Genomic DNA, 26,206 nt, shown 5'->3' with positions numbered 1-26,206 from the left:
TCACTATACGGAGCGCTACTGCCGGGGCTGTGAGGCTTTGCTCACACACTGAGCGGCTTGGCCATCCTTGAGCCTGCGTTGACAGCGCCTCCGGCCCGGATGTCGTAGATTGGCCTGGACAGTCTCACTTTCTGCAGCGGGCGGGATGCCCCTGGGGTGCTGCGACTCCCGCTTTCCACCAGGAATTGAAGTGCAACCCCATTTCCCTGTGTTTCCCCGTGCAGCCGGCGCTGCGGCTGAGCGTGTGCGCGACCACGACTGGTCGGCGACGCCCCTTGGCCCTGTCGCCCAGTGGCCCGCTTCGCTGCGCTGTGCGGTGGAACTGATGCTCAACTCCCCCGAAAGCATGTACCTGGTCTGGGGGCCTGAACTGATCTTCCTGTTCAACGACGCCTACGCGCCCATCCTCGGGCCGCGCCTGGACCACGCGATGGGCGCGCCGCTGCGCAGCCTGTGGGCCGATGCTTGGCCTGCGGTGCGTGAGCCGATCGAGCGGGCCTTCGCCGGGCAGGGCTCGCGCTTTGAAAATGTGCCGGTGGCGATGAACCGCTACGGTGCGCCGGAAGATACCTGGTGGACGTTTTCGTTTTCCCCGCTTCATGGCGAGGATGAGCAGGTAGCGGGTGCCTTCTGCGTGACAAAGGAAGTAACCGGGATGGTGGTGGCCCAGGATCGGCTGGCGCGCGAGAACGAGCGGCTGATCGCGCTGTTCGAGAAATCCCCGCTGTTCATGGCATTCCTGACCGGGCCGGAGCACCGGATCGAGCTGGTCAACCCGGGATACGCCAGCCTGATCGGTCACCGCGAGGTGCTTGGCCGGCCCATCGTGGAGGCGTTGCCGGAAGTGCTGGACCAGGGCTATCTGCATCTTCTGGATGAGGTCTATCGCACGGGTGAGCCATACATCGGCCGCAAGGTGGCCTATGACAGTGGCATCGCGCAGGCTGGCAGTGGCCCGTGCCATATCGTCGATGTGGTGTTCCAGCCGTGCAAGGACGACGCGGGCCGGGTCAACGGCATTTTCGTGCAGGGCCTGGACCTGACGCCGCAGGTGGCATTGGAACGGCATCTTTCGCTGACCGAGGCGCGGCACCGGCAGATCATGGACAGTGCGCGCGACTACGCGATCATCGCCTTCGACATGGACGGCCTGGTGACGCTGTGGAACCGCGGTGCCGAGGAAATTCTCGGCTGGCACGAAAGCCAGGTGCTGGGCCAGCATGGTGAAGTGCTGTACCTGGACGATGACCGGCAGGCCGGGCGCTTCCGCTACAACATGGAGCAGGCGCAGCAGAGAGGCGGATTGAGCGGTGAGCGCTGGCTGCGCCGGCGCGACGGTGGCCGCTTCTGGGCGCATGGCTCGATGACGGTGCTGCGTGGCCACGAGGGAGAAGCGGTGGGCTATGTCGTGGTGTTCCGCGACCGCACGGCCGAGCGGCACGCTTCCGAAGCGCTGGTGCAGAGCGAGCGACGCCTGGGGGCGCTGGTTTCTGCGGCGACCCAGTCGTTGTACTCCATTTCTTCAGACTGGCAGCAGGTGGACCTGATCTATGGCCAGGGCGAGGCGATAGACCTGCACGACCCATCAGGCACCTGGCGCGAGCGCTTGATCCATCCTGGCGATCGGGAAGCTGTGGACGCTGCCATTGAAGCTGCGCGCGATACGGGATCGGCGCTGGAAGTTGAGCACCGCACCCTGCTGGATGATGGCGCGGTGCGCTGGCTGCAGATGCGTGCGGTGCCATTGCTGGATGAGCAGGGGCGGGTGAAGGAGTGGTTCGGGGCCGCGGCCGACATTACGGATCGTCGTATCGCGCAGCAGCGGTTGCAGCAGCTGACCCTGACCCTGGAAGAGCGGGTACAGGCACGCACGGCCGAACTGATGGCCATGGAAGAGCGCCTGCGTCAAAGCCAGAAGATGGAATCGCTGGGCCAGTTGACCGGCGGCATCGCGCACGACTTCAACAACATGCTGACTGCTGTTTCGATGGGCCTGGAGCTGCTGGAACTGCGGATTGGCCAGGGGCGCACGGAGGGTCTGGAGCGTTATCTCGAGATGGCCCGCGGTGGCGCCGATCGGGCCGCCGCGCTGACCCAACGCCTGCTGGCGTTCTCGCGACGACAGACTCTGGCCCCGTCCTCCGTGCAGGTTTCGTCGCTGGTGAGCGGCATGCTGGACATCCTCAGCCGCTCCATCGGGCCCTCGATCGAAATCGAAACGCGGTTGCAGGATGGGGGTGACGACGTGCTGGTGGATGCCCCACAGTTGGAGAACGCCCTGCTCAATCTGTGCATCAATGCCCGCGACGCCATGCCCGAGGGTGGAACGCTGGTCATCTCCACTGAGGTCGAGGCGCTGGCGGGACCGCGCAGTGAACAGCTTGGACTGCCCGCAGGGACCTATGTGCGCCTGTCCGTATGCGATACCGGCACGGGCATGGATGCGAGCGTGCTGGACAAAGTGTTCGAGCCGTTCTTCACCACCAAGCCGATCGGGCAGGGCACCGGGCTGGGCCTGTCGATGATCTATGGGTTCACCCGGCAATCGGGCGGACAGGTGGACGTCGAGTCGACGCCAGGGCAGGGGACCACCATTCACCTGTATCTTCCCCAGTTCAATGGTCCGCCGTCGGTTGATGTCCAGCCGCTGTACGACACTGAGAGCACGCCAGTGATGTCTGGTCGCGCGGTGTTGCTTGTCGAGGATGAGGCATCCATTCGTGCCCTGGTGCGGGATGTCCTGTGCGCCCAAGGCCATCGCGTGACCGAAGCAGCCAATGGCAGCGAGGCGCTGGCGCTGCTGGCGACGGGGCAGCCCTTCGACCTGCTGGTGACCGATGTCGGCCTGACGGGCACCTTGAATGGCCGCCAGGTGGCTGACGCGGGGCGGCAGACGCGGCCGGCGTTGCCTGTGCTGTTCATTACCGGCTATGCCGCTTTTGCAGCGGTAGGGGGTGAACACCTTGAACAGGGGATGGAGATACTGACCAAGCCGTTCTCGGCTGCAGAACTCGAGCGCCGTGTGGACCGGCTGCTGGCAGGCGATCTCAGATCGTATTGTGCACCGACTGCAGAAGCTGCCGTAACGAAAATGGTTTGAGCAGAAGGGGAATGTCCTTGGGCACGGACTGCGGATCGCCTGCGCGCTGGCCTGCGTAACCGGTGACCAGGAGTACGCGCAGGGCGGGGTCCAGGGCCATCGCATGGCGTGCAAGCTCGCAGCTGTTCATGCCGGGCAAGCGGATATCGGAAATCAGCAGGTCGAACGACTCAGCTGCGGCAAGTGCATGGACCGCCTTCTCCGCATCGCAGACAGCGATGACCTCATACCCGCCGTCAGTGAGAACATCTTCGGTGAGTTCGCGGATGGCCGTATCGTCTTCGACGAGCAGGATGCGTTGTGTGGTCGACAGAGTCACCGCGCGTGGATTCTCAATGCTGGGCGAGGATGAACCTGCCGGCGATTCCCTCCGGAGAGGGCACCTGGCCGCCGCGCCCTGTGGCTGCGGCGGCTGCGACGGCACTCAATGACGTGCGTCGTCCTTGGCCTTACCCACCGCGCTCTGCACCTTGCCCACGTCCTTCTGTGCCTTGCCCTCAAGTTCCTGGGTCTTGTTGCCGGTGACCTTGCCGGCCACTTCCTTGACGGTGCCCTTGACCTGGTTCTTGGCACCTTCGGTACGATTCTTGTCCATTGCAGAACACCTATGCGTAAGGCCCGGGATGGGCGACCTGATCGTGCGTTGGCGCCGGTGTTGCGTCAGTGAACGAATTGGTAGGGCCATCTTCACCTGCGGCGGTTTGCCGGCCAGCGGCCGGCACTACCGACTTTGGCACCGCGCGCAAGGACGCGGTAGCGCCGGGCCAAGCCCGGCGGAATGTGCGCGCTGCACGAGCGCTCGGCTGGGACCGCCAGCGCTGCGGATCAGTCAGCCAGCACGGCGCCGGCACGCTCGCTGTAGCCAGCGCGGGCGCTGCCGCAGCGCGCAAAGGCGGCAGCACTGGCCGGCAGGCCGGTGGCCTTGATGCCGCGCTGCGTGTCGCCGTCGAACACTTCGGCATAGCGTTCGGCGGCCAGCGTGCCGTCAGGCAGTACGTACAGCAGAACGTGCTGCAACGTGGATTGGCCCTGCAACGGCTGCGCCTGCCGGAACGCAGGCACCTGCACACGCGCGCCGTGCCACCGCGTGGGTGCATCGACGGTCTGCCAGCGCACCTGCAGCGGCTGGTCGAGTGGCAGCAGCGCGACGCCGGCCGGATAGCCATAGGCGGTGCAATCCGCGGGCACCGCCGGGATGTTCTCGATGGCTTTGTCACCGATGTCGAGTGCGATGCCATCGGCCTCCATCCGCACGATGGGCGCGTGGCCATAGTTGTGGATACTGAACAGCACCAGGCCCTCGAAGCGGCTGCGCTGCAGATCGTCGGCAGCCGATCCGCTGAGGCGCGCGAGCGTGGGTACGACCTCCACATGATCGCTGTAGTGGTAGTAGATGTGTACCAGCTCGGGTGTGCCTGTGCTGCGCCATCCGGCGTTGAAGCGTGTGGTGTCCGGATACGGCCGGCGGACCAGTGGCACCTCGGTGACGGCGCGATCGCCGGATGGCGTGGCGTACCGGTAGTGTTCCACGGAGCGCTTCAGGCGCGCGTCCTGGTACGGAAACGCGCGGTCCACATCGGACTGCGCGTTGGGATAGCGATGGAAGGCCACGAAGCGCTCGGGTGTATCGCCTTGCATGGGCAGGTCCGGGCCAGTGCCGGAGCCGGTGGACGCATACGGCGAGGTGTCCAGCCACAGCGGCTGACCGCTGAGATTGATGTGCAGCTCGGCAACAGGGTCACGCGACCCGCCCACCATGTTGGCCCAGCTGTGCTGTACGGACTCCCAGAACGGAATGATGAGCGCGGCAGCGACGGTGGGCAGGAACATCCACGCGTGTACGCGGCCGGGCACGCGCCCGCGCTGCCGCACCATGTAGCGCAGCCACGCCAGCAGCAGGACCAGCAGCAACGGGCCACCGACCCAGATCGCCACAGTGGCCAGCCCCACGACGCCCCAGCCCAGGTTGGGGGTCGCCACCGCGATGAGCGAGAGGGTGGCGATGAGCGCGGCCAACAGCAGCGACACGCCGATGCCAACGCGGTAGTTCCGGTAGGGGCTGTCAGTCATCACCGTTCCATCGGCAGTGCAGGGCCATCCCCTATCTTGCAGCGGTGGTGGCGCCGTGGAAAGCCGGTTGAGGAGGCACTCAGCAGCCGACCAGCCGGTCCGCACTGAGCGCACCGCGGTGCTGGCTGCGGTATTCCGTCGGGCTGGCATCGACCAGCCCGCGGAAATGCCGACGGAAGGATTCCTGTGAGCCGAACCCGGCCTGTTCGGCCACCCACTGCAGCGGGCGGTCGGTGGATTCCAGCAGTTCGCGGGCAAACGCCACGCGCTCGCGGATGAGCCAGTCGATGGGGGACAGGCCGGTGGCTTCAAGGAACTGCCGCTGCAGCGTGCGTTGGCTCAGCGCAGCCTGTTCGGCCAGGCTGGCCAGCGAATGGGTCTCGCGCAGGTTGTGGCGCATCCATTCCATCAGCCTGGCCAGCCGCGTGGGCTCGCCATTGGGAATGGCCCGGCTGACGCGCTGGCTGCGCTCGGCATCACGCCATGGCGCCAGCACCAGGCGTTCGGCCACCAGATTGGCCACGCGCGCGCCGTAATCCTTGCGCACCATGTGCAGCATCATGTCCATGCCGGTGGCCGAGCCTGCGGAAGTGATGATGTCGCCGGTATCGACGTAAAGCACATCCTCGCGCACGTGGATGCGTGGGAAATCACGCGCCAGCGCCTCGGTCAGCCGCCAGTGCGTGGTGGCCTGGCGGCCATCGAGCAGGCCTGCCCAGGCCAGCACGAACGCGCCCGAGCAGATGGACGCGATGCGCGCGCCTCGCGCATGGGCGCGGATGAGCGCATCAAGCAGCGCCTGTGGCGGGCGCTCACTGGGCTCGCGCCAGCCGGGGATGACGATGATGTCGGCGTCATCGACGGCATCGAGCGTGCAGGGCAGCTGCACCTGTGCACTGCCGAGCATGCGCAGCGCACCAGGTTCGCCGGCGCAGAGCTGGGTGCGGTACCAGGCCACGCCCAGTTCCGGGCGGATGGGCGCGAACAGGCCGACCGCGCAGCCGAGCTCGAACAGCCCCTGTCCGTGGCAGGCCACGATGGCGACGGTGGGCGCGGTCGGGTCGATGCTCATGGCCTGATGCTACCGAGGTGGTTGCGGTGGGCGCAGCGGCGCGCGGGCATGTGGTGATGCCAGTGGAGCATGTGCGCGGGGGCGTTCGTCTGGCTTGGTGTACCCGACTGGGTAGAGTCGACTGCTAGTCGACTGCTGTTGGCGACACCGTTTGGAAGCCCGCGCTGCGCGCGATAGTCGACTAACAGTCGACTCTACCCCGCCGACCGCCGACCGCCGACCGCCGACCGCCGACCGCCGACCGCCGACCGCCGACCGCCGACATCACTCATCCCCCCGTCGTCCGTCGCCATCCCATGGACATGGCATCGGGCGGCGTGGCGCCCAGCGTTGCGTAAGGTCATTACCAGCGGTCATGTGGCTGGCCGGATATGACGGCTGGGTGACGCGATATCCGCTGTTGCGGCGCTGGCCGGGGTCTTTGAATGGAGGTGTGTCTCCGGCCCACCCCCACGAGCCCCCATGCCTGCCGCCCATTCGCCTGTCCTGAACACCCTCGCTGTCCTGATTGCAGCCACGCTGGCCGCAGCCTCCACCCATGCCGCCGAAGCGGATGGCCCCGCAGACGCAGCGACGGCCACGTCCGCCAACCTCGCCGCGTCCACGCTGGATGCCGTCGTGGTGACCGGGTCGCGGAGCAGCACGCGCACCGTCAAGAACAGCTCCACGCCCATCGACGTGATCTCGGCGGAAGACCTGGCGGCCACCGGCCAGGCGAACCTGCTCGAAGCACTGCAGCGCAGCCTGCCGTCGCTGAGCCAGATCGGTGGCTACCAGAGCGACCAGGAAAGCCTGATCCGCGGCTACCAGCTGCGCAACCTGTCGCCGGGCTACACGCTGGTGCTGGTGAACGGCAAGCGCCGCAACGCCAGTGCCTATGTCAGCGGTGCCAACGGTGGCGGCTATCCCGGCCATGCCTGGGCCGACCTCGCGCTGATTCCGGTGGCGGCCATCGACCATGTGGAAGTGCTGCGCGACGGCGCCTCGGCCATCTACGGCTCCGACGCGATCACCGGCGTGGTCAACGTGATCCTGAAGTCGCAGGCGCACGGTGGCGATGTCTCGGTGGAAAGCGGGCAAAGCATCGATGGCGACGGCACCCGCACCAGCGTGCGTGCAAACGTCGGCCTGCCGTGGGGTGAGGATGGCTTCGTGAACCTGTCCGGGGAAACCACGCGCCAGCACCACGCCATCCGCACGCGGCGCTACATCGACGGCTACCTGAGCTACCCGGCGGTGGATGCCAACGGCAACCTGGTGGCGCTGCGGCCGAACAACCAGCTTCCGGCCGGGGCGACGCCGAACCCAGCCGAGGCTACGCGTGATGCCGAGGCCAACACTATTCTCAGCTCGCCTTCGTACTCGCTGAAGGCCTTTGCGGTGAACGCCGGCCATGGCCTGGGTGAGAACGCGCAGTTCTACGCCACCGCCACAGCCAGCGACCGCAGTGCACAGGCGATCCAGAACTTCCGCTTGCCGGCCACCATCTTCACCACCTACAAGGCGCCGAGCGTGCTGAGCGTCTGGCCCGATGGATTCCTGCCGGTGCTGGAAACCAAGGAGAAGCAGTACACCGGCAGTGCCGGGGTGAAGGGCCAGCTGGCGGGCTGGGATTACGACGCCAGCCTGACCGGCAACCGCAGCACGGTACGCACGTATACGCGCAACTCGGCCAACTTCTCACTACCGTATCCGGGTTCGCCCACTGATTTCTATGACGGCAAGCTGGATTACCAGCAGGGCATCGCCAACCTCGACCTGCGCCGCGGCTTCGAGGTGGCAGCGTTCGCTTCGCCACTGGAGGTGAGCGCCGGTGCCGAATACCAGCACGAGCAGTACGAGCGCGGCGCAGGGCAGTGGGAGTCCTACACTGGTTTCGGTGCCGCCGCCTTCGTCGGCTACTCCACCGCCGACGCGGTGAAAGCCACCCGCAACAGCAAAGCGGTCTACGTGGGGGCGGCCAGCAACATCACCTCGCGCTGGTACCTGGATGCGGCCGCACGCTGGGAAGATCATTCGGATTTCGGCAGCGTGTCGACCGGGCGCCTGACCACGCGCTTCGACTTCACCGATGCGCTGGGCGTGCGCGCAACGGTCAGCAACGGCTTCCATGCGCCCAGCCTGGGCGCGCAGTTCTACCAGGCCACTGGCAGTTGCCCGTGCGGTACTACGCTGGTGGCGCAGGTTTCATCACCGGCGGCCATCGCCCTCGGCGCAACGCCATTGAAGCCGGAGAAAGCGACCAACTACAGCCTCGGTGTGACCTGGGACCCGAGCCAGGCGTTCCACCTGGCGGTGGACGCCTACCAGATCGACATCCGTGGACAGCTGGGCCAGTCCAGCCAGATCGGCTACAACGCGCAGGACCCGGCACGCATCACCGACAACAGCGGTACGGTGCTGACCGCTGCGCAGAAGAACACCATCGATACCCTGCTGGGCACGGCCGGCATCAGCATCCTGCCGGGTGATGCCTTCTATGCCAGCTACTTCACCAACGTGGGCGATACCCGCACTCGCGGCGTGGAACTGACCCTGGAAGCGAACCAGGACACGGCGTGGGGCAAGCTGCGCTGGACCTACGCGGCCAACGTCGGCCGCACCACCATCCAGAAGGTCAGCGCCATTCCTGGCGCGCTGCAGGGGCTGCCGAACATCAACCTGCTGACGAAATCCAGCGAGTACGCGCTGCGCTTCCGCACGCCCAGCTACACGCAGGTGGCGGGGCTGGGCTGGCAGAACGGGCGCTGGCGCTCGAACCTGGACTTCACCTACTTCGGCCCGATCAAGCGCCTGAACAACGGCGTGGAATACAAGCAGCCGCCGGTGCTGGTGACCAATCTGTCCGGTGGGGTCGAACTGGGCAGCGGCTGGAGTGCGGCGCTGGGCATCAACAACGTGTTCGACAAGCGCACCCGCAAGGTGCCCGAGTACGCGCGCAGCGCTACCGACGTAGCCAGCATCGAGACCACCTGGGACACCGGCGATGTGCTGAGCACGGTAGGTGCGTTCTGGTACGGGCGGGTCAATTACCGGTTCTGATTGAAGGGAGCATTGCATGTCATCTGCATTGAACGTGGTTGCATTGATTGGTTCGCCGACGAGCTCGGCGACGTCGCGGACGCTGCTGCTGGTGCGGCACCTGCTGGAGGCACTGCAGCAGCGCCTGCATGCCAGCGTGACGCTGGTCGAGCTGGCGCCGATCGCGCGCTCGCTGGGGCAGTCGCTGTCGCGTGCGGAAGCGTCGCCGGAGGTGGAACAGGCGCTGGCCACGGTGGAGTCGGCCGATCTGCTGGTGGTGGCTGCGCCGGTGTATCGCGGTTCCTACCCGGGGCTGTTCAAGCACCTGGTGGATTTCATCGAGCTGGACGCGCTGGTGGATACGCCGGTGTTGTTGGCCGCCACCGGCGGCAGCGAGCGCCATGCCCTGGTGATCGACCACCAGCTGCGTCCGTTGTTCAGCTTCCTGCAGGCGCACACGCTGCCGATCGGGGTGTATGCCACGCCGGCCGACTTCGCGGGTGGGCAGGTCAGCAGCACGGCGCTGCAGGTGCGCATCGAGCTGGCGGCCGAGCGTGCAGCCGGTCATCTGGCCGTGCAGGCGGTCGTTGCGCCGGCGCCGTTGCGGCGGATCGCGTGAGCGCCGAACGCGCGGCATAACCGGCAGCATTCTGCTTATGGCCAAGGCGCATCTGCGTGGCCGGATGTGACCGCCGATTGTCGCGCGATGGCGCAGAGGCAGCGCCGGTCTTCTCTAGCATCGAATACGAAGCGGCAATGCATTGCCGGACCTGATGAGGACGATACCGTGGCTGTAGACGCAACGCCCAAACCCATCCTGTTCCTGCTCGACCGCGAGTTCGAGGACGGCCAGTTGCCGGGGCAGCGGTTCTTCTGCCGGCACAGCCTGCTGCTGGAAGGCGCGCTGTCGAGCATCGGTGGCCTGGACGCCCAGCTGGACGTGCGCCGCATTGGCTTTGCCCGGCCGCGACGCGAGGTGATCGCGGAGATCGGCGAACAGGACCAGTCGTTGCCCAAGCTGGTGCTGCCGCAGGGTGTTCACAGCGAGCACGCCACTGGCGCGCACCACGAGCGGCAGTACGTCTCCGGTGCCGAACCGATCCTGGCAGCGCTGAACGGCCTGCTTGGCATTCCCGTGGCCCATCCCTGAGGGAGGACGCGCACATGAGCTACCTGACCAGCGTATTGGACAAGAGCCCCGTGGCCGACGGTGGCACGCCCGAGCAGGCGCTGCGCAACAGCCTGCAGCTGGCGCAGCGCGCCGAGCAGCTGGGTTACCACCGCTACTGGTTTGCCGAACACCACGCCGCACCCGCCCTGGCCAGCCCGGCGCCGGAAGTGCTGGCAGCCTGGGTGCTGGCGCAGACCCGGCGCATCCGTATCGGCAGCGGCGGGGTGATGCTGCGCCACTACGCGCCGTACAAGGTGGCCGAGAACTTCAACCTGCTGGCGGCACTGGCACCGGGCCGCGTGGACCTGGGCGTGGGCAAGGCGCCGGGCGGTCTGCCCGCGTCCACAGCCGCGCTGGCGGCGGGCCGGCCGGCTTTCGCGGATTTCGCCCAGCAGCTGCGCGACCTGGAAGGGTACCTGTCGGGAACGCGCGATGACGCGCAGGCGCGGCCGCTGCCGCAGGCCGCAGCAGAGAGGTTCCTGCTGGGCGCCAGCCCGCAGAGCGCGCGACAGGCGGCCGAGCTCGGTTGGCGTTTCGTGTATGCCGCGCACTTCGATGGCGACCCCTCCCATATCGAGGCCGCCTTCAATGCCTACCGCGCGCTGTCGGCGCAGGCGCCGCTGCTGGCCACCGTGGCCTTCGCCGCACCGACCAGCGAAGCCGCTGCACGCCATATCGGTGCGCTGCGCGTCTACAAGCTGCACCTCGGCCCGGGGCAGACGGTGAACCTGCCCAGCCCCGAGGCCGCGGCCGAGTACGCGCGGCAGGTCGGGGTGAGCGACTTTCGCATCGAGGAAACCCGGCCCAGCGTGCTGTCCGGCGATGCCGCGCACGTCCGCGGCGAACTGGACGCACTGCACCGGCGCTTCGGCGTGGGTGAATTCATCCTCGATGCCCCCGTGGCCGACCTGGATGCCCGCCTGACTTCCCTTGAACTGCTGTCGCCCGCGCCGCGCGCGGCGGTGGCCTGACCTGCAGGAGCGACGCCCATGAGCACCACCCCGCGCCACATTCCGTTCGGCATCATGCTGCAGGGCCCCGGCAGCCACATGCATGCCTGGAAACACCCTTCCAACCCGGCCGACGCCAGCGTCAACCTGCAGTTCTACATCGACATCGCGCGCACCGCCGAGGACAACGGCATCGCTTTCGGTTTCGTGGCCGATGGCCTGTACATCAACGAAAAGTCGATCCCGCACTTCCTCAACCGCTTCGAACCGATCTCGCTGCTGTCGGCGCTGGCCACGGCCACGAAGAAGATCGGGTTGGCCGGCACGCTGTCGACCTCCTACAGCGACCCGTTCACCGTGGCCCGCCAGTTCGCCTCGCTGGATCTGCTCAGTGGCGGCCGCGCGGGATGGAACGTGGTGACCTCGCCGCTGGAAGGCTCGGGCCGCAACTACGGCCGCCCGCACCCGGAACACGCGCTGCGCTACCAGATTGCCGATGAGTACCTGGAGGTGGTGCAGGGCCTGTGGGATTCCTGGGACGACGATGCGTTCGTGCGCGAGCGCGACAGCGGTACGTTCTTCGCGCCGGAAAAATTCCGGCGCCTGGACCACAAGGGAAAGTTCTTCCAGGTGGAAGGCCCGTTGAACATCCAGCGCTCGCCGCAGGGGCAGCCGGTGATCTTCCAGGCCGGCTCGTCCGACGATGGCATCGCCTTGGCCGGCAAGTACGCCGATGCGGTGTTCACCCATTCACCCTCCCTGGACGAGACGCGGGCGTTCACCCAGAAGGTCAAGAACTCCGCCATCGCCCACGGGCGCAGCGGCAACGACGTGAAGATCTTCCCGGGCATCGGCCCGATCGTCGGCCACACGGCGGCCGAGGCCGAGGCCAAGTATCAGGCCATCGCAGCGCTGGCGAGCCTGGAGGACGCACTGGCTTACCTGGGCCGCTTCTTCGACCACCATGATTTCAGCCGGTACGATCCGGATGCGCCGTTCCCCGAACTGGGCGACATTGGCAGCAACTCCTTCCGCTCCACCACCGACCGCATCAAGCAGGACGCGCGCGAGCAGGGCCTGACCCTGCGCCAGGTGGCGCTGCAGGCGGTCAGCCCGCGGCCGAACTTCATCGGCACCCCGCAGCACGTGGCCGACGAACTGATCCGCTGGTTCGACGGGGGTGCCAGCGATGGGTTCATCCTGGGTTTCGCGGCACAGCGCGAAGGGCTGGATGACTTCGTGCGGCTGGTGCTGCCGATCCTGCAGGCGCGCGGCTACCACCAGCGCGAACTGGAAGGGCAGACCCTGCGTGACCATCTCGGCCTGCCGCGCAAGGCCAGCCGCCATGCGACCGACGCCGAGCCGGCGCGGAAGGTGGGGTAAGGCGATGAGCGGAGATACATCGGTAGCGCCGGGCCACGCCCGGCCGAACTCGCCGGCAACAGGCGTACTGCCCGAAATCGCGGCACGCGCCGAAGCGGCCATCGCCTTGCGGCACGACCTGCATCGCCACCCCGAACTGGCGTTCGAAGAACACCGCACCAGCGCCCGCGTGGCCGAGCTGCTGCAGCAGTGGGGCTATGCGGTGACCACCGGCATCGGCGGCACCGGCGTGGTGGGCACGCTGCAGCGCGGGCAAGGCAGCCGCCGGCTGGGCCTGCGTGCGGACATCGATGCGCTGCCGATCCGGGAAGACTCCGGCCTGGCCTATGCCAGCCAGAACGAAGGCCTCATGCACGCCTGCGGGCATGATGGCCACACCGCCATCCTGCTGTCGGCCGCGCATTACCTGGCCCACCACGGGCGCATCGATGGCACCCTGCAGCTGGTGTTCCAGCCGGCCGAAGAGACCGGCTCGGGTGCCTCGAAAATGATCGAGGACGGGCTGTTCGAGCGTTTCCCGGTGGATGCCATCTATGGCCTGCACAACTGGCCGGGCGTGCCCGTGGGTCACTTTGGTTTCGTTGATGGACCAGCGATGGCGTCGGTGGACTGGGCGCGGTTGAAGGTGATCGGCAAGGGCGGCCACGGCGCCGAGCCGCAGGGCAGCGTCGACCCGATCCTGGTGGCGGCGCATATCATCACCGCGCTGCAGAGCGTGGTGTCACGCAACGTGGACCCGCGACAGATGGGCGTGGTCACCGTGGGCTCGATCCACGGCGGGCAGGCGGCCAACGTGATTCCCGATGTGGTGGAACTGACGCTGACCGTACGCGCCTACCTGCCGGAGGTGCGCGATACCCTGCGCCGCCGGGTGGCCGACATCGCCGAGCAGACCGCCGCAGCGTTTGGTGGACGTGCCGAGATCGAGTTCCCGCGCGGCTTCCCCAGCGTCATCAACCACCCGCAGCAGACCGCCTACATCCGCGAGGTGGCGCTGCAGGCGTTCGGCGCTGGGCAGGTCGTTCCCGAATTCGCACCGCGCACCGCCAGCGAGGATTTCGCTTTCCTGCTGCAGGCGCGTCCGGGCAGTTTCGTGTTCGTCGGCAACGGTGACAGTGCGCCGCTGCACAGCCCTCGCTATGTGTTCAACGACGCTGCGATCGCGCCCGCCGCCAGCCTGTGGGCACGCCTGGCCGAGCACTACCTGGTGGAGGACGCGGCATGAGCGTGCTGTACGACAACGAGCGTTTCCTCTACACCTCAGTGGATGACCCGCTGGCGCGGCCCCTGTTCGATGGCCTGGAACAGGAATACGACAGCCGTTATGCCGACGTGCGACGTCGCATTGGCGGCAGTGCCCGCGAAGAACTGCAGCGCTATCCGGCACAGGCCTTCGCCGCGCCGGTGGGCGCGTTCCTGCTGCTGCTGCGCGATGGCGTGGCGATCTCCGGCGGCGCCTTCATGCCGCACCGCGATGCGCACACCGCTGAATTCAAGCGCATCTGGACGCTGCCCGGCCTGCGCCGCCAGGGCATCGCCCGCCGCGTGCTGCAGGAACTGGAAGACCAGGCCGCACGCCAAGGCTATCGCCGCGTGTTCCTCACCACCGGCTTCCGCCAACCCGAGGCAGCGGGCCTGTACCTGGGCCATGGCTACACCGCGCTGTTCGATCTGCAGGCGGACCCGGAAACCATCGCCCATCTGCCGTTCGAGAAGCACCTGCACGCGGCGGCACCATTGCCGCACGCCGACGCGGCCGTGCGGCACGGAGTCCATGCATGAGCACGCCCTCGACTGCGCTGGACGGCATCGCTGCCCGTCCGGCCTCCGCACCCTCAACGGCGTTGAAGATCGTTCCGGCGCGCCATCCGCTGCAGACCGTCGGCACGGTGCTGGCGCTGGCATTGATCCTGATCGCGCTGCAGTCGGTGCTGGGCAACCCGCGCTGGGGCTGGGGCACGTTCGCCAAATGGTTCTTCGCGCGCCCGGTGCTGGAAGGGCTTGGTCGCACGCTGTTGCTGACTGCGCTGGGCACGGGCCTGGGCTTCGCGCTGGGTACGCTGCTGGCGCTGGCGCGGGTGTCAGGCTCGCCGTTGCTGTCGGCGGTGTCGTGGGGCTATGTGTGGCTGTTCCGCTCGATCCCGCTGCTGGTGCTGTTGCTGCTGCTGAACAACCTCGGCTACCTGTACAGCACCATTGAACTGGGCGTGCCATTCACCGGCATCAGCCTGTTCTCGTACCCGACCACCCAGCTGATCGGGGTGTTCACTGCCGCGGTACTGGGCCTGACCTTGAACCAGGCGGCGTTCTCGGCCGAAGTGATCCGTGGCGGCATCCTCTCGGTCGACCATGGCCAGTACGAAGCTGCGGCCGCGCTGGGCCTGCCGCGCGGCCGCCAGGTCCGCCGCATCATCCTGCCGCAGGCGATGCGCTCGATCCTGCCGGCGGCCTTCAATGATGTGATCGGGCTGGCCAAGAGCACCTCGGTGGTCTACGTGCTGGCGTTGCCCGAACTGTTCTACACCGTGCAGGTGATCTACCGCCGCAACCTGGAGGTGGTGCCGCTGCTGATGGTGGCCACGGTCTGGTACCTGGTCATCCTCACCGTGCTTTCGCTGCTGCAGCGGCGCGTGGAGCAGCGCTTTGCGCGCGGCCAGCTGCAGCGTGAGCGCAGTGTCTCCCGCGTCTCTTCACCGCCACGGCCCGTTGTGCAGAGCGTCGCGCCCGTGGCCAGCCGCCCGCGCATCGCCGCCCAGGTCGAGGCCGGGCAGGGCGCATCGGTCGTGCTGCAGGGCGTGGGCAAGGCCTTCGGTGAGCAGCCCGTGCTGGAAGACGTGAACCTGGAGCTGCGCGCCGGCAGCGTGACCGTGCTGATCGGTCCTTCCGGTGCGGGAAAATCGACCCTGCTGCGGCTGATCAATCACCTGGAACGCGCCGACAGTGGCTTCGTGACGGTCGGTGGCCAGCTGATCGGCTATCGCCGCGACGGTGACACCCTGTACGAACTGCCCGAGCGCGAGATCCGCCGCCGTCGTGCCGAGGTCGGCATGGTGTTCCAGGGTTTCAACCTGTTCCCGCACCTGACGGCGCTGGAGAACATCATCGAGGCACCGATCGCGGTGCGTGGCCTGCCGCGTGCGCAGGCCGAACAGCAGGCGCGTGATCTGCTGCAGCGCGTTGGCCTGGCTGACAAGGCGGACGCTTTCCCACGACAGCTGTCCGGTGGCCAGCAGCAGCGCATCGCCATTGCCCGCGCGCTGGCGCTGCAGCCGAAGGTACTGCTGTTCGATGAACCGACCTCGGCGCTGGACCCGGAGCTGGTGGCCGAAGTGCTGAGCGTGATCGAAGAGCTGGCCCGCTCGGGCACCACCCTGGTGATCGTCACCCATGAACTGAGCTTCGCCCGCCGTGTCGCCGATACCGTGGTGATGATGGACCAGGGCCGGGTGATCGAGCAGGGCAATCCCGAGGCGCTGTTTGAACGGCCGCGCCAGCAGCGTACCGCCGATTTCCTGGCCAAGACCCTGTAATTCCCCAAGGAGCACCATGAGCCCTGCAGCATCGCGCCGTCCCTCGCGCAGCACCCTGTTGATCGGCGCCGTGCTGGTCATCGGCATTGCCGGCATCGTCTATTCGCGCGTGCAGGCGCCGGCCGCCGCGCCCGGCGCCAGCGTGACGCTGGCCGGTGCCGATGCGCCTGCACTGGTTGGCACGCCCGACCCGAAGGCGCAGTCGCTGATTCCCGCCGGCTACCGTTTCGTAACCCCCGGCACGCTGACCGTCGCGACCCATCCGGCACAACTACCGCTGGCTGACTATGGTGCTGACAGCAAGCAGGTGGTGGGCGTGGAGCCGGACATCGCCAAGCTGATTGCCGATGGCCTGGGCTTGAAGCTGGTGCTGGTTCCAGTGGCGTGGGCCGACTGGCCGCTGGGGCTGGAATCAGGCAAGTACGATGCGGTGCTGTCCAATGTGACGGTCACTGAAGAGCGGAAGAAGAAGTTCGACTTCTCCAGCTACCGCTTCGACCTGCTGGGCATCTACACGCGCGCCGATGGGCCGATCCGCAAGATCGAGAGGCCGGCCGACGTGGCCGGGCTGAAGGTGGTGGTCGGCGCCAGCACCAACCAGGACCAGATCCTGCGGCACTGGGACCAGCAGAACATCGCGGCGGGCCTGAAGCCCGTGGAGTACCAGTACTTCGATGATGCGGTGGTGGGGCGGTTGGCGGTGATCACCGGCCGTGCCGATGTGTCGTTCGAGCCGAACGCCACGGGTGCCTACTCGGCACGTGATGGCAAGGTGCGGCGGGTGGGCCTGTTCCCCGGCGGCTGGCCGGATGCTGCGGCGATTTCGGCGACCACGCGCAAGGGCAGTGGGCTGGCCGATGCGATCACCGCCGCGTTGAACACACAGATCCGCAGCGGTACCTATGCGCAGGCGCTGGCACGCTGGAACCTGGCCGAGGAAGCCGTGCCGCAATCGCAGACCAATCCACCGGGGTTGCCGACGCTGTGACGCTATAAGAGCATCCACGCATGGCGTGGATCTACTGGCGGTGTCTGCCTTCTGTAGAGCCGAGCCATGCTCGGCTGCTCTACCAACGAGCCTCCAGTGTCCTGAACGGTTTCGCCAGCCGCACACCCTCGGCATCGAAGTCGGAAACGCTACGCCCATCCACACGCACCGTCTTCGGCATCGTGCGCTCCGGCCACCAGACCTTCACTGCCGTCCCGCGGTGCAGCCCCTCAGCCAGCGTGATCGTCAGCACTCCGTCGCGTTGCCGCGCCTGCATCTGCAGCGTGCCGTAAGCCGTTGGCAGGCGCTCCACCGCCAACCCGTCACCGGCCACCCACGACGGCGGCGTGCCCGGCAGCAATGAGAGCGCATCGTCGTCTTCGCGCATCAGCATGCCAAACAGCGTGCGACCGTACTCGGCACCAATCCAGGTGTGCGGCATGTCGCCCAGGTAGCGCGGGAAGCGAAGGCGGGAATGCACGACTTCGGCCAATACCTGCCACTCAAGCGGGCGCCGATCGTGCAGCAGTCCCTGCAGCAGTTCATCGGCCGCTTCGGGTTGGCCCAGATGCACATAGCTCAACACGTTGCGGATTTCATAGGGCGTATAGGCGTACAGCGCGCCGGGCTGGTTGCGCTTGCGCACGTCGTCCAGATAGCGCGCGAACGTGGTCCTCAATGCTTCGGCAGGCAGCACGCTCTGCGCCCCGGTCGGGTCCAGCGCGATCGATACGCCGGTGGGATCGCCATCACCGAGGTCGGCCGAAGATGGAATGAAGTCGATGCCCTTCCACGCCATCGTCGCGCGGATCGAGGCATGCAGCGCGTCGTACAGCAGCCTGTACTGCTCGCGTGCCCACGCGGCTGTTTCATGATCGCCCAGTGCTTCGGCCAGCCATGCACCGTCGTGCCACCCCTTCAGGCCCCAGTAGTCGTCCCAGTAGCTGTGGGTAGGCGAGGGGTAGCCCTCGTGGCTGATCGACGGCGCAAGGATGCCGGCGAAACGTTCCGGCGCGGGTTGGTCGGCCTTGTAGCCCGGCACCAGCGTGCGCTCGCGCAGTTCCTGCAGGAAGCGCAGCGCTGCTTTCACTTTCGGCAGGTACTCACGCACCGATTCCGGCCCACCATCCAGGCGCGCGACATCGGCAACCAGTGCAACGTACTGGCCCTGGCTGTCGTACTCGATGTCCGAACCGAAGCCGGTGTTGACGCTGCCATCGTCGTTGAGAATGGGCGAGACCAGGCCATTGGCATGCACGCCGTGCGTGCTGTACCAGGCCAGGTAGTCGCGTGCGACGGCTGCTTCGCCCATGCGCAGCAGCACTGCCGAAGTGGCCATGCCGTCGCGGATGAAGGATCGGTTGTAGTTGCGCGGCCCGGGCTGCATGGCCGGACCGGTCTGGTTGATCAGCATGTAGGCGGCCTGTGCGCGCAGCATGTCGACCAGGGAGGGATCGGGCAGGCGCAGGCCGACCGTGCCCAGCCGTGCCTGCCAGTCTGCCGATGCCTTCGTGGCCAGGGTCTCGAACGCCGCATTGGCATCGCGCGGAAGCGTGGCCAGGTCCAGCGCTGGTGCCTCGGGCAGCACGCCATTCGCATCCGCCGCGGCCGTACCCAAGGGGAATGCCACCACGATGGCATCGCTCGCGCCGGGTGCCAGCGAGACGTGGTAGTTGAGGGCGGCTGCGGCAAGGCCCTGGTCATCCTGCGTCTGCTGCGCGGCGGGCAGTTGGCCAGCAGCGAGGGTGGCGGTGATCTCCGTTGCGCCGTCCTTGCCGAAAGGTGCCACGCCGGACGCCGCTACCGGCGTGAGCGACCGCAGCAGCGTGCGGCCGTTGACGCGCACGGTGTGTCCGTCGACGGCCACCTCACGGATCGGCGAGAGCCCACCGTTCTGCCACGGTGGATTCATCTGCATCGGGCGCACGACCAGGCTCAGCGTGCCGTCGATCGGGGTGCTGCCGGTGTTGTGCAGGCGATGGCGCAGGAAGGTCACCGGCTGCCCATCGCGTTTGATGGCGAACACTTCACTGCGCAGCTCCAGGCCAGGCTGCGGCACCCAGGTGACGGACGGCATCGGCTTCCAGCCATCGCGCAGGGCATGCTGCATCGACTGGCCGGCGGCGCCCGCGGTATGGCCATCGGCATCGCGCCAGAGGGGCTGCACCAGCGGCGCGCCCTTGAATGCCTCCAGATTGCCATGCTCGTTGAAGATGGATTTCTGCCTTCCCCCGTGGATGCCGACCGCGGTCCAGTAGGTCTGCTGCATCTGCAGCGAGGCGGGGAACAACGCGCGCTGCGCGCCGCTGGCGGCGATTTGGTACCGCTTCATCGGCGTCATCACGGCTTTCGGGCCGAGCAGCCGTAGACGCGTAATCTGAGGTGCAGCGCCGTCCACGCTCAGCCGGAACGCGCGCAGGGATTGCGCTGTGCCGGCGGCCAGCCAGCTCTGCCGATGGTGGGCTGCCTGCGCATCATGTGCGAGTTCCTGCCATTGGCCGTGTGCATCCTGCGCCTGCAGGCGGGCAGGGCCGCGCGCGCCATCGGCCCAGTCGATCACCAGGCCGGCGGTGGATTGGGCCTGCGGCAGCGTGATCTCGAGCACAGGGGAGCCGCCTTTCCCACGAGGGATCGCCACGGCGCTGCCGCCTTGCCAGAGTGCTGCTGCCTGCGTTGCATCGAGACCGCCGATGCGTGCACTGAGCGTGGCGTCCAGCGGCTCCATCTCGAAGATGGAGACGCCCCAGTCGGACGTGCGTTGCGGGCTGGCCAGCCGCAGGTAGCGCGCGTGCCGTGGCGAAAAGTACAGGGTTTCCACATCACCCAGCGAGTCGGCCATGGCGTATGCGGTTTGCCACTGCGTGCCGTCCACCGAGGTCTGCAGCGAGTAGCCCTCAGGATTGGAGACATCCCAGGTCAGGCGCGTGCCCGCCAGCAGTGCGGGTGCGCCCAGGTCGATCTGGAACCAATGGCCGGGGCTGAAGGCGCCGCCGGTGACGGTCTTCGGGTCGCCGTCGATCAGGTGGCCGATGGCCATTGCCGGCACCTGCTGCGAAGAACTGCTGGCCTGCCATTGGCTGCGCGGGGGAAGGGTCTGGGCTTGGGCGGACGCTGCGAGCGCGGCGAGCAGCAGGGCAGTGGCGGGACGGCACAGGAAAAGAGGGCGGGAGACCTTGGAGCGTTCGGCGCACAACGTCATTGCGGGCAACCTCGCGGGTTCGGCCGTAAGCGGGCGAGGGATACGCTAGCAAGGGATGTAAGCGGTTACATGACGCGCTGCAATAGCTCTTCGGGGTGTCAGCGACGTGGGTCAACGAATCTCCAGGCGGGGCCATCCCGTCGCGCTGACGTGTGTGGCTCTGGACGCGTGGATGGGACCGGCTATCGTCAGATCGGGTGTTGGATTTCATTGGGTTGTCAGTTGACAACTTGTCCATGCCGTGTGCAGACTGTGGAGAACAGGGAATGTCTCGAGCGCGTCATCCCGACAAGGACATCGAAGCGGCATTGCAGTTCGCGGAGGATCGAGGGTGGAGGCTTCGCGTGGCGGGCGGCCATGCGTGGGGCCGGATGTATTGCCCGTTCAACGACACCGATTGCCGATGCGGAGAGTTCTGCATCGTCAGCATCTGGAGCACGCCCCGCAGTGCAGGCAATCATGCAAGGGCCTTGCGGCGCGTAGTCGAGAACTGCAGTCGTGAGCAATGAACTCAGGCTTCGTCAGAAGCGAGGTGGTCAATCATGGAATTCAACTTCACGCTGAAGTACCGCTTGCCGGATACCTGCGATGAAATCGATGTCCTCGAGCAGCGCCTGGCTGAAGCCGGGTGTGACGATGCACTTGTGGGCATCGGTCTGCCTGGACGACTGGCGCTGGCGTTCTGCCGCGAGGCGGGCAGCGCAGGGGCTGCCCTGCGTTCGGCGCTGGATGACGCGCAGCGGGCGGTGCCTGGTGCCGAGCTGGTCGAAGTGAGCCCCGACCTGGTGGGGCTCACCGACGTTGCAGACCTGCTGGGAATGTCGCGGCAGAACATGCGCAAGCTGATGCTCGCCAACCCGCAGTCGTTTCCGTCTCCGGTCCATGAGGGGTCGACCTCGATCTGGCATCTCGACGACATTCTCGGTTGGCTGCGGGCGCGGGGCAGCGCGAAGGTCACCACGGAGATGACCGAACTCGCCGCCGCCGCGCTGCAGCTCAATCTTGCGCGGGAAGGGCGCAGGCTGCAGCCGAAGGCGTAGCGCCGGCCTGGATCGGCGCCCACCGCGTTACCGCTGCACCTGCTCCCACCAGCGTGAGCCGGCGTGCGGCGCCTGCATGTCCAAGGCCTCGCCCATGATCGGCGTGGTCACAGCGACGTTCCTGGCCGCCGCCAGTGCGGTGATCCGCTCGAACGGCTGCTGCCATTCGTGCAGGGCAAGATCGAAGGTGCCGTTGTGGATCGGCAGGAGCCACTTGCCACGCAGGTCCAGGTGCGCCTGCAGGGTCTGTTCGGGCTGCATGTGCACGAACGCCCAACGCTTGTCGTAGGCACCCGTCTCGATCATCGTCAGGTCGAACGGACCGTACTTCTCGCCGATCGCCTTGAAGCCATCGAAGTAGCCGGTATCGCCGCTGAAGAAGATGCGGAAGTCGTCATCCTGGATGACCCACGATGCCCACAGGCTGCGGTCACTGTCGCCGAGGCCGCGACCGGAGAAGTGCTGGCCCGGGGTGGCGGTCAGGCGCAGGCCGTTGGCCTCGGTCGACTGCCACCAGTCCAGCTGTTCGACCTTGGCCGCATCCACGCCCCAGGCAATCAGCTGGTCGCCCACGCCCAGCGGCGCGATGAAGCGAGCGGTCTTGCCGGCCAGCTGCATGACCGCAGCATGGTCGAGATGGTCGTAATGGTTGTGCGAGAGGATCACCCCGGCGATCGGCGGCAGGTCCTCGATGCTGATCGGCGGCGCATGGAAGCGGGCCGGGCCCATCCACTGCACCGGCGAGGCACGCTCGGAGAACACCGGGTCGGTCAGCCAGTACTGGCCGCGCAGCTTCAACAGGAGGGTGGAGTGGCCAAGCCGGAACAGGCTGCGATCCGGCGCGGCATCCAGCGCCGCACGGTCCAGTGCCTGCACCGGGATGGGCGCCGTCGGCACGGTGCCCTTGGGCCGGTTGAAGAGGAACGTCCACCACAGCTCGGCGCCGGCGCGCAGGCCCATTGCCGGCTTCGGCAGGGCGTTGCGGAACTTGCCATCGCTGTACTGCGGTGAATCGGGGAAGTCGGGGAGGGACCAGGACTTGCAGAAGGTATAGGCAGTCACGGCAAGGGTTCCGAACAGGAGGACAAGGAGCAGGCGCTTCATCGGTGACGTCCGCTGGGTACACTGCACAGTGTAGTTTCCAGTTTCAGAAAAGTACACCGCACGGTGTAAAATGTGCGCATCCGTTAAGTTTCCTGGTTCCCGCCATGTCCCGTGCCCCGCAACGCCTGACCGACCGCAAACGCGAAGCCATCGTGCGCGCGGCGGTGGAGGAGTTCCGCAGCGCCGGCTACGAGGCGACCAGCATGGACCGCATCGCCACAGCCGCAGGCGTCTCCAAGCGCACCGTCTACAACCATTTCCCCAGCAAGGAAGAACTCTTCGGCCACATCCTGGAAGAACTCTGGGAAAGCAGCATGGCCGCTGTCGTGCTTCCCTACCGCGCCGATCTGCCGCTGGACGTGCAGCTCCTGCAGTTGCTGGGGCAGAAGCTGGAACTGCTGGGCGATGCCAACTTCATCGATCTGGCCCGCGTGGCGATGGCCGAGATCATCCACTCGCCGGAGCGCGCGCAGGCCATCGTCTGCCGCATGGGCGAGAAGGAAGGGGGGGTGAGCGCGTGGATCCGCGCGGCCGTCGCCGATGGACGGCTGCGGGAGGTCGATCCGGAATTCGCCGACCACCAGTTGCAGGGCCTGGTGAAGGGCTTCGCGTTCTGGCCGCAGGTGACCATGGGCCAGCCACCGTTGGGGCCCGCCGAAAGGCGCAAGGTCGCCGAGTCGGCGGTGGCGATGTTCCTCGGGTTCTACGCGCGCTGAGTCACGGCGCGCTCACCGCGCGCCAAGCTGCTGCAGATAGGCGCAGAACATGTCAGCGACCGCATCGGCGTAGGTGCTGATCTCCACCGCCGTACGCGGCACGCTGGAAAACTCGCGGCCGGTGGCACCCAGCGTGGTGTGGATCAGATCGACCGCCAGTTGCCGTTGCGCTGCGCTGGCATCGGGGAGTGTTTCGGTCATGAATGCGAGCATGGCCGCGTCGGCGCCATTGCGGGCCTGCTCGGCTTCCGGCGCATCGCGGTAGAGCGGCGCGGCGTCAACCAGCGCCCCGCGCATCTGCGCCTCATCGCATTCGGACTGGATGAACGCCTGTACCAGCGCGCGCAGACGCTGCAGCGGCGGGCCGTCGGTGCGCTGCAGAATGTCGCGCAGCATCGCGCTGGTCTGCTGCCACTCATCGTGTTGCAGCCGGAACAGGATCGCCGCCTTGTTGGGGAAGTACTGGTACAGCGACCCGATGCTGACGCCGGCCCGCTCGGCTACCCGCGCGGTGGTGAAACGGGGCGCGCCTTCATCGCGCAGAACCTGAGCAGCGGCCTGCAGGATGGCTCCGACCAGGTCGTTGGAACGAGCCTGGCGAGGCTGTTTTCTCGAGGAAATCTGCGGCGGACGGCGCTCGGACATGAGTCGGTTCCAATGCGAATAGTCAGCCCAGGGGAGGGCGCCTAATCTTGTTTGCGACGGATTACTCGCATTCTAGCCGCCGGCTGGCGCCCGTGAAACGTCATTGACCCCTCTCTGGAAGCCCTGCATGACCACCCTGACATCCTCCCCCGTGGCGCCGCTGCTGCAGCGCCTGTTCGATGAAGCCGACAGCGCCCTCAGCCCGGCCCTGACTGCGGTGCCGCCGGCCGAACGGCAGCGCCTGCTGGGCAGCCGCGGCGAGTACACCCGGCTGTATGGCGAGCTGCTGAAGGACCTGTGGCTGCCGGTGTCGGCCGACACCGGGAAGCTGCTGTACCTGCTGGCGCGGAGCAGTGGCGCGCGCCACATCGTTGAATTTGGTACCTCGTTCGGTATTTCCACCATCCACCTGGCCGCAGCGCTGCGCGACAACGGCGGCGGCCGCCTGGTCACCACCGAATTCGAACCGGGCAAGCTGCAGCGCGCCGCCGCGCACCTGCGTGAGGCCGGACTGGATGACCTGGTGGACCTGCGTGCCGGCGATGCCCTGCAGACGCTGGCGCAGGACCTGCCCGCGCCGATCGATCTGGTGCTGCTGGATGGCGCCAAGGTGCTGTATGCCGAGGTGCTGGACCTGCTGCAGCCGCACCTGCGCCCGGGGGCGCTGATTGTGGCCGACAATGCCGACGATAGCCCGGCCTACCTGCAGCGCGTGCGTGCGCCGGGCAGCGGCTACCTGTCGTTGCCGTTCGCCGAGGATGTGGAATTGTCGATGCGGCTGGGCTGAGCGCGGCGCATGCCTGTGCTGCGCTGCTGCGGCAGCGGCAGCAGGGCGAGCACTGCATGGTCACCCACGGCGATTCTCAGCGTGGTGGACAGCTTCGGGAACGCCCGCTCGGTGAAACCGTTCCTTGATCGCTATGGGGCGACCGCCGATGAAACGCGTCTTGGCTTCCAGCGCTTCCTCCGATGCCCCTGGCGAGGGATGCATGTTGATGTTGTGACCGGATTGCCTGCGCGTTCACTGGGCTTGATGCGACACTGGATCCAACCCCACGGTACGCGCTCAACCATGCCATTCGCTTCGGCGCAGCAGATCGGCGAAGTCCTGCAACAGTCCTACGGCGTCACGGCCACCGCCGTGGTGCCGCGTGCGGTGGGTGCCGACGCCAATGCAGGCGTGTTCCGTATCGACGCACGCGGCAGCCAGTGGTGGTTGAAGTGCCGCAGCTACGAGGTGGGCGCGGTGGTGTGGGAGGGCCTGCACTGGATGCGCGGCCCGCTGGGCATCGAAGAAGTGGTGGCGCCGTGGCCGGCACTGACCGGGGGGGCCTCGGTTACGCGCTGGGGCCTGCAGTTCACCCTGTTCCCCTATATCGAAGGGCAATCCGGTTTCGAGGCACCGCTGAGCGCGGCGCAGTGGCGCCGGCTGGGGGAAGTGCTGCGCCAGCTGCACGATGCAAAGGTACCCGCCACGTTGGCGGAAGGGCTGCCACACAGGGTGCTGGATGCGTCCGCGCTGCAGACCGTTGGCCAGTGGCTGCAGCAACCGGCAGCGCTGCCAGTGGCACAGGACCGTTGGAGCCGTGCCTTCCTGGCCATGTGGGGGCGGCAGCGACCGCGCATCGCCGCATTGCACGCGCGGGCCCGGCAGTTGCAGCAGGCGTTGCATGACAGCGTGCCGCGGTTGTACCTGTGCCATACCGATCTGCATGCGGGAAACGTGTTGATGGGTCACGACGGCGCACTGCACCTGATCGACTGGGACGGCCTTTCTCTGGCGCCCCGCGAACGCGACCTGATGTTTGTCGGTGCGGCGGTGGGCGGCCGCTGGGGGCGTGAGCGCCCGCAGGGGTTTGCCGATGGTTACGGCGATGACCTGGGCGATCCACAGTGGATTGCCTGGTACCGGCACGTGCGCATCCTGCAGGATCTGGTGGAGTTCCAGCAGATGCTGATGGGGGCAGGGGGCGACTACCGGCCACCGCAGCAGCGGCGGCAGGCGCTGCATCATCTGGGCGAGCTGTTTGCACCGGGGAATGTGTTCTGCGCGGCCGAACGGGCCTACAGCGCGGTGTAAGGGTGTTCGGCAGGGCTGCGCCCTGCACCCGCTCAATGCAACGTCAACGCCAACGTCAACGTCAAAAGCGGGTTATCCGTGGGATGGCGGGGTGGGTCCGGCTGAGGGGGACGCTGCAAGTACGTCCATGCAAGCTC

At 67.1% G+C, this 26,206-nt stretch carries 22 protein-coding genes; 15 read left to right on the top strand and 7 right to left on the bottom strand.

Translation table 11 applies throughout. From position 1 onward, the window contains the following. Window positions 1–325 precede the first annotated feature (325 nt). Window positions 326–3,100, top strand: a complete 2,775-nt coding sequence (locus QMZ26_RS03285; RefSeq protein WP_283220566.1) for a PAS domain S-box protein — start codon at window positions 326–328, stop codon at window positions 3,098–3,100. Here the strand turns inward: QMZ26_RS03285 and QMZ26_RS03280 are convergent. From QMZ26_RS03280 to QMZ26_RS03265, 4 genes are all read right to left on the bottom strand, one after another. After that, window positions 3,048–3,392 carry a response regulator gene (locus tag QMZ26_RS03280; protein ID WP_283220632.1) on the bottom strand — a complete coding sequence of 115 codons (345 nt, stop codon included), beginning with the start codon at window positions 3,390–3,392 and terminating at the stop codon, window positions 3,048–3,050. The genes QMZ26_RS03285 and QMZ26_RS03280 overlap by 53 nt on opposite strands. Before the next feature lie 132 nt (window positions 3,393–3,524). Then, window positions 3,525–3,695, bottom strand: a complete 171-nt coding sequence (locus tag QMZ26_RS03275) for a CsbD family protein (RefSeq protein WP_200732715.1) — start codon at window positions 3,693–3,695, stop codon at window positions 3,525–3,527. A 230-nt stretch (window positions 3,696–3,925) separates the two neighbouring features. Beyond that, the gene (locus tag QMZ26_RS03270; protein WP_283220565.1) at window positions 3,926–5,170 is read right to left on the bottom strand and encodes a hypothetical protein; all 1,245 of its coding nucleotides are present in this window, start codon (window positions 5,168–5,170) and stop codon (window positions 3,926–3,928) included. Between the two features lie 79 nt (window positions 5,171–5,249). Further along, complete coding sequence (locus tag QMZ26_RS03265) at window positions 5,250–6,242, bottom strand: helix-turn-helix domain-containing protein (protein WP_283220564.1); 993 nt, start codon at window positions 6,240–6,242, stop codon at window positions 5,250–5,252. 462 nt (window positions 6,243–6,704) lie between these two features. Between QMZ26_RS03265 and QMZ26_RS03260 the strand changes: the two genes are divergently transcribed. The 9 genes from QMZ26_RS03260 (at window position 6,705) to QMZ26_RS03220 (ending at window position 17,285) form a co-directional block, all read left to right on the top strand. Further along, window positions 6,705–9,284 carry a TonB-dependent receptor gene (locus QMZ26_RS03260; RefSeq protein WP_283220563.1) on the top strand — a complete coding sequence of 860 codons (2,580 nt, stop codon included), beginning with the start codon at window positions 6,705–6,707 and terminating at the stop codon, window positions 9,282–9,284. A 16-nt stretch (window positions 9,285–9,300) separates the two neighbouring features. Continuing rightward, window positions 9,301–9,882, top strand: coding sequence for an FMN reductase (gene msuE / locus QMZ26_RS03255; protein WP_283220562.1), 582 nt, complete (start codon window positions 9,301–9,303; stop codon window positions 9,880–9,882). A 168-nt stretch (window positions 9,883–10,050) separates the two neighbouring features. Next, entirely contained in the window at window positions 10,051–10,413 is a 363-nt protein-coding gene (locus QMZ26_RS03250; RefSeq protein WP_079221655.1) for a DUF3088 family protein, read from the top strand. A gap of 14 nt (window positions 10,414–10,427) precedes the next feature. Continuing rightward, entirely contained in the window at window positions 10,428–11,405 is a 978-nt protein-coding gene (locus tag QMZ26_RS03245; RefSeq protein WP_283220561.1) for an MsnO8 family LLM class oxidoreductase, read from the top strand. 18 nt (window positions 11,406–11,423) lie between these two features. Next, window positions 11,424–12,767 (top strand): LLM class flavin-dependent oxidoreductase, encoded by a 1,344-nt coding sequence (locus QMZ26_RS03240; protein ID WP_283220560.1) that lies wholly within the window; start codon window positions 11,424–11,426, stop codon window positions 12,765–12,767. A 4-nt stretch (window positions 12,768–12,771) separates the two neighbouring features. Beyond that, on the top strand, window positions 12,772–13,992 hold the full coding sequence (locus QMZ26_RS03235; RefSeq protein WP_283220559.1) for a M20 aminoacylase family protein: 1,221 nt from the start codon (window positions 12,772–12,774) through the stop codon (window positions 13,990–13,992). A 5-nt stretch (window positions 13,993–13,997) separates the two neighbouring features. Then, window positions 13,998–14,549, top strand: coding sequence for a GNAT family N-acetyltransferase (locus tag QMZ26_RS03230; RefSeq protein ID WP_283220631.1), 552 nt, complete (start codon window positions 13,998–14,000; stop codon window positions 14,547–14,549). Beyond that, a complete protein-coding gene (locus tag QMZ26_RS03225; RefSeq protein WP_283220558.1) occupies window positions 14,546–16,297 on the top strand; it encodes an amino acid ABC transporter permease/ATP-binding protein in 1,752 nt (583 codons plus the stop codon). The genes QMZ26_RS03230 and QMZ26_RS03225 overlap by 4 nt, the downstream gene beginning before the upstream one ends. Before the next feature lie 16 nt (window positions 16,298–16,313). Continuing rightward, window positions 16,314–17,285 carry an ABC transporter substrate-binding protein gene (locus tag QMZ26_RS03220; RefSeq protein WP_283220557.1) on the top strand — a complete coding sequence of 324 codons (972 nt, stop codon included), beginning with the start codon at window positions 16,314–16,316 and terminating at the stop codon, window positions 17,283–17,285. A 79-nt stretch (window positions 17,286–17,364) separates the two neighbouring features. Here the strand turns inward: QMZ26_RS03220 and QMZ26_RS03215 are convergent, their stop codons facing one another. Next, window positions 17,365–20,484 (bottom strand): discoidin domain-containing protein, encoded by a 3,120-nt coding sequence (locus tag QMZ26_RS03215; RefSeq protein ID WP_283220556.1) that lies wholly within the window; start codon window positions 20,482–20,484, stop codon window positions 17,365–17,367. 266 nt (window positions 20,485–20,750) lie between these two features. On the opposite strand from QMZ26_RS03215, the gene QMZ26_RS03210 reads away from it, so the two are divergent. Beyond that, entirely contained in the window at window positions 20,751–20,993 is a 243-nt protein-coding gene (locus tag QMZ26_RS03210; RefSeq protein ID WP_267911383.1) for a hypothetical protein, read from the top strand. Between the two features lie 33 nt (window positions 20,994–21,026). Next, window positions 21,027–21,524: a DNA-binding protein gene (locus tag QMZ26_RS03205; protein WP_283220555.1), complete on the top strand. Its 498-nt coding sequence runs from the start codon at window positions 21,027–21,029 to the stop codon at window positions 21,522–21,524. Window positions 21,525–21,551: 27 nt separating this feature from the next. On the opposite strand, the gene QMZ26_RS03200 is transcribed toward QMZ26_RS03205, so the two are convergent. Further along, window positions 21,552–22,628, bottom strand: a complete 1,077-nt coding sequence (locus QMZ26_RS03200) for an MBL fold metallo-hydrolase (protein ID WP_200732702.1) — start codon at window positions 22,626–22,628, stop codon at window positions 21,552–21,554. Between the two features lie 104 nt (window positions 22,629–22,732). Here QMZ26_RS03200 and QMZ26_RS03195 point away from each other — a divergent pair, with 104 nt between their 5' ends. Beyond that, on the top strand, window positions 22,733–23,344 hold the full coding sequence (locus QMZ26_RS03195) for a TetR/AcrR family transcriptional regulator (protein WP_200732701.1): 612 nt from the start codon (window positions 22,733–22,735) through the stop codon (window positions 23,342–23,344). Between the two features lie 12 nt (window positions 23,345–23,356). On the opposite strand, the gene QMZ26_RS03190 is transcribed toward QMZ26_RS03195, so the two are convergent. Next, complete coding sequence (locus QMZ26_RS03190) at window positions 23,357–23,989, bottom strand: TetR family transcriptional regulator (RefSeq protein WP_200732700.1); 633 nt, start codon at window positions 23,987–23,989, stop codon at window positions 23,357–23,359. Between the two features lie 127 nt (window positions 23,990–24,116). Between QMZ26_RS03190 and QMZ26_RS03185 the strand changes: the two genes are divergently transcribed. Beyond that, complete coding sequence (locus QMZ26_RS03185) at window positions 24,117–24,776, top strand: class I SAM-dependent methyltransferase (protein WP_200732699.1); 660 nt, start codon at window positions 24,117–24,119, stop codon at window positions 24,774–24,776. A 285-nt stretch (window positions 24,777–25,061) separates the two neighbouring features. Further along, window positions 25,062–26,069, top strand: coding sequence for an aminoglycoside phosphotransferase family protein (locus tag QMZ26_RS03180; RefSeq protein ID WP_283220554.1), 1,008 nt, complete (start codon window positions 25,062–25,064; stop codon window positions 26,067–26,069). Window positions 26,070–26,206 lie beyond the last annotated feature (137 nt).

Source organism: Stenotrophomonas sp. PFBMAA-4 (assembly GCF_030053215.1).
Classification (GTDB): domain Bacteria; phylum Pseudomonadota; class Gammaproteobacteria; order Xanthomonadales; family Xanthomonadaceae; genus Stenotrophomonas.
Note: the sequence above shows the minus strand (reverse complement) of the source record. Positions and strands in the feature narration are given on the sequence as shown.

What these genes read in the sequence shown, in the direction of transcription:
- QMZ26_RS03180 (WP_283220554.1), top strand. Translation starts at nt 25,062, where the DNA reads ATGCCATTCGCTTCGGCGCAGCAGATCGGCGAAGTCCTGCAACAGTCC.
- QMZ26_RS03210 (WP_267911383.1), top strand. Translation starts at nt 20,751, where the DNA reads ATGTCTCGAGCGCGTCATCCCGACAAGGACATCGAAGCGGCATTGCAG.
- QMZ26_RS03235 (WP_283220559.1), top strand. Translation starts at nt 12,772, where the DNA reads ATGAGCGGAGATACATCGGTAGCGCCGGGCCACGCCCGGCCGAACTCG.
- QMZ26_RS03195 (WP_200732701.1), top strand. Translation starts at nt 22,733, where the DNA reads ATGTCCCGTGCCCCGCAACGCCTGACCGACCGCAAACGCGAAGCCATC.
- QMZ26_RS03215 (WP_283220556.1), bottom strand. Translation starts at nt 20,484, where the DNA reads ATGACGTTGTGCGCCGAACGCTCCAAGGTCTCCCGCCCTCTTTTCCTG.
- QMZ26_RS03225 (WP_283220558.1), top strand. Translation starts at nt 14,546, where the DNA reads ATGAGCACGCCCTCGACTGCGCTGGACGGCATCGCTGCCCGTCCGGCC.
- QMZ26_RS03200 (WP_200732702.1), bottom strand. Translation starts at nt 22,628, where the DNA reads ATGAAGCGCCTGCTCCTTGTCCTCCTGTTCGGAACCCTTGCCGTGACT.
- QMZ26_RS03285 (WP_283220566.1), top strand. Translation starts at nt 326, where the DNA reads ATGCTCAACTCCCCCGAAAGCATGTACCTGGTCTGGGGGCCTGAACTG.
- QMZ26_RS03265 (WP_283220564.1), bottom strand. Translation starts at nt 6,242, where the DNA reads ATGAGCATCGACCCGACCGCGCCCACCGTCGCCATCGTGGCCTGCCAC.
- QMZ26_RS03185 (WP_200732699.1), top strand. Translation starts at nt 24,117, where the DNA reads ATGACCACCCTGACATCCTCCCCCGTGGCGCCGCTGCTGCAGCGCCTG.
- QMZ26_RS03270 (WP_283220565.1), bottom strand. Translation starts at nt 5,170, where the DNA reads ATGACTGACAGCCCCTACCGGAACTACCGCGTTGGCATCGGCGTGTCG.
- QMZ26_RS03220 (WP_283220557.1), top strand. Translation starts at nt 16,314, where the DNA reads ATGAGCCCTGCAGCATCGCGCCGTCCCTCGCGCAGCACCCTGTTGATC.
- QMZ26_RS03240 (WP_283220560.1), top strand. Translation starts at nt 11,424, where the DNA reads ATGAGCACCACCCCGCGCCACATTCCGTTCGGCATCATGCTGCAGGGC.
- QMZ26_RS03275 (WP_200732715.1), bottom strand. Translation starts at nt 3,695, where the DNA reads ATGGACAAGAATCGTACCGAAGGTGCCAAGAACCAGGTCAAGGGCACC.
- QMZ26_RS03260 (WP_283220563.1), top strand. Translation starts at nt 6,705, where the DNA reads ATGCCTGCCGCCCATTCGCCTGTCCTGAACACCCTCGCTGTCCTGATT.
- QMZ26_RS03190 (WP_200732700.1), bottom strand. Translation starts at nt 23,989, where the DNA reads ATGTCCGAGCGCCGTCCGCCGCAGATTTCCTCGAGAAAACAGCCTCGC.
- QMZ26_RS03205 (WP_283220555.1), top strand. Translation starts at nt 21,027, where the DNA reads ATGGAATTCAACTTCACGCTGAAGTACCGCTTGCCGGATACCTGCGAT.
- msuE (WP_283220562.1), top strand. Translation starts at nt 9,301, where the DNA reads ATGTCATCTGCATTGAACGTGGTTGCATTGATTGGTTCGCCGACGAGC.
- QMZ26_RS03245 (WP_283220561.1), top strand. Translation starts at nt 10,428, where the DNA reads ATGAGCTACCTGACCAGCGTATTGGACAAGAGCCCCGTGGCCGACGGT.